This is a genomic window from Streptomyces sp. UH6, from assembly GCF_013421635.1.
GTDB classification, from domain to species: Bacteria; Actinomycetota; Actinomycetes; order Streptomycetales; family Streptomycetaceae; genus Streptomyces; species Streptomyces abyssomicinicus.
Genome location: NZ_JACADT010000869.1, coordinates 1 through 2,415 on the forward strand (window position 1 = coordinate 1; position 2,415 = coordinate 2,415).

Annotated in this window: 3 protein-coding genes; all 3 read right to left on the minus strand. The window is 72.2% G+C overall.

Features of this window, described 5'->3' with window-relative positions; genetic code table 11:
- Positions 1 to 128: 128 nt before the first annotated feature.
- Entirely contained in the window at positions 129 to 947 is an 819-nt protein-coding gene (locus HW445_RS26925) for a 3-hydroxybutyrate dehydrogenase (protein ID WP_180223478.1), read from the minus strand.
- 60 nt (positions 948 to 1,007) lie between these two features.
- Positions 1,008 to 1,481: an NUDIX domain-containing protein gene (locus HW445_RS26930; RefSeq protein ID WP_180223479.1), complete on the minus strand. Its 474-nt coding sequence runs from the start codon at positions 1,479 to 1,481 to the stop codon at positions 1,008 to 1,010.
- A gap of 9 nt (positions 1,482 to 1,490) precedes the next feature.
- Positions 1,491 to 2,415 (minus strand): apolipoprotein N-acyltransferase (gene lnt, locus HW445_RS26935; RefSeq protein WP_180223480.1); only part of this gene is annotated, 925 nt, incomplete at its 5' end.

Genomic DNA, 2,415 nt, shown 5'->3' on the forward strand with positions numbered 1-2,415 from the left:
GCCCGCTCCGCAGGTGATCGTGGGACATGGGCACAGGATTCACCATGGCCGGGGCCCCGGGACACCCCTGTGGACGACGGCCGCTCGGGGCACGGGGCGGCGGGCGTTCCGCCACCCCGCACGGACGGTCAGTGCGCGGTCCAGCCGCCGTCCATCACGTAGGAGGACCCGGTGATCGTGGCGGCGGCCGGGCCGCAGAGGAAGGCCACCGTCTCGGCGACCTCGGCGGGATCGATCAGCCGCTTGACGGCGGTGTCACGCAGCAGGATCTCGGAGACCACCCGGTCCTCGGGGATGCCGTGCACCGCCGACTGGTCGGTGATCTGCTTCTCGACCAGTGGTGTGCGCACATAGCCGGGGTTCACACAGTTGGAGGTGACGCCGTGGGGCGCGCCCTCCAGCGCCACCGTCTTGGACAGTCCTTCCAGCCCATGTTTGGCGGACACATACGCCGACTTGAAGGCTGAGGCGCGCAGCCCATGGACGGAGGACACGTTGATGATGCGCCCCCAGCCCTGCTCGTACATGTGCGGCAGGGCGCCGCGGATCAGCCGGAACGGCGCCTCCAGCATCACCGTGAGCACGGTGTGGAAGACCTCGGGCGGAAACTCGTGCACCGGCCGCACCAACTGGAGCCCCGCGTTGTTGACCAGCACGTCGACGCCCCCGGCGGCACGCTCGGCGGCGTCCAGGTCGGTGAGGTCGAGGACCTGGGGTTCCACGGTCCCCTTCAGCCCGGCCACCTCCCCGGCGAGTTCCGCGAGGCCGTCCTCGTCGCGGTCCACCGCCCGCACCGTGGCGCCCGCGGCGGCCAGCCGCAGCGTGCAGGCGCGGCCGATGCCGCCGGCGGCGCCGGTGACCAGGGCGGTGCGCCCGGAGAGGTCGAGCGAGGAGGGGTCGAGGGGGGTGTCGACGCCCCCACCGGGGTTGCTGGGCTGCTCGGTCATGGTCCGACCCTAGGCAGCGCCTCTCAGCCGCCCCATGTGGTCAGCGCCCATACTTCCCCGTCAGCTCATAGGGTCGAACCATGTGGGGGCATCCGACAGCGCCTGCTTGATCCGGGTCAGCCCGAACTCGTCCAGTTCCGGCAGCGCGTCGACCGGGAACCAGGCCACGTCCAGCGACTCGTCGTCGTTCACCCGGGCCTCGCCGCCGACGGCGCGGCAGCGGAAGGTGATGTCCATGTACTGGCAGACGTCGCCGTTCCCGTACGTCACCGGCTGGAGCGCCTGCACGCTGAGCACCCGCTCCGGGACGCAGTGCACCGCGGTCTCCTCGAAGACCTCGCGCACCGCGCAGGCGGCGGGCTGCTCCCCCGGTTCGGGGATGCCTCCGATCACCGCCCAGCGACGGGTGTCCGCGCGGCGGTTGAGCAGGACGCGGCCCTGGCCGTCGAGAACGATCGCGGTGACGCCGGGCAGCCACAGGAGCTGCCGCCCGGCGCTGGCGCGGAGCGTGCGAATGAAGTCCGGGGTTGCCATGGTCCGACCCTATCGGTCCGTTCCGGCGCGCCTGGCCGACACGGTGCGGACGGCCCCCCACGTCCCGCCCGCGACGGCGAGCGCCACCAGCGCCCACTCGGGCAGGGTGCCCAGCGTCGTCGCCGGGGTGCTGGAGGACCGCAGCGGAACCTGCTGCACCAGCGTCCCGGGCACGAACATGCCGGTGCGTGCGGTCACCCGGCCGTCGGGCAGGATGATCGCGCTGACCCCGCTGGTCACCGGCACGGTCACCGTCCGGCCGTGTTCGACGGCCCGCACCCGCGACATGGCGAGCTGCTGGTAGGTCATCTCGCTGCGCCCGAAGGTGGCGTTGTTGCTGGGCACCGAGAGGAGTTGCGCGCCGGCCTGCACGGTGTCGCGCACCGCCCAGTCGAAGGCCGCCTCGTAGCAGGTGACCAGCCCGACGCCGGTGCCGTTCATCCGGAAGACGCCCGGGGTGTCGCCACGGCTGAAGTCCCTGCGGACCATGCTCGTCCAGGTCTCGTTGATCGCGCCGATCACGGGGCGCAGGGGCAGGTACTCGCCGAAGGGCTGCGTCTGCCGCTTGTCGTAGGTGTCGACCGGGCCCTTCTCGGGGTCCCAGAGGATCTGCTCGTTGTAGACCTTGCCGTCCCGCTCGACCACGCCACCGACGGCGATGGGCACGCCGACGGCCTTGGCCGCCCGGTCGATGACCTCGGCGGCGTCGGCGTTGGCGAAGGGGTCGATGTCGGAGGAGTTCTCCGGCCAGAGCACCAGGTCGGGCCGCTCGGCCTCACCGGCGTCGATGCGCTCGGCGAGCCGTTCGGTCTCCCGGACGTGGTAGTCGAGCACCGCACGCCGCTGGGCGTTGAAGTCGAGGCCCAGCCGGGGGACGTTGCCCTGGATGACGGCGACGGTGGCCGTACCGTCCTCGGCGCCCGCGTCCACCGCG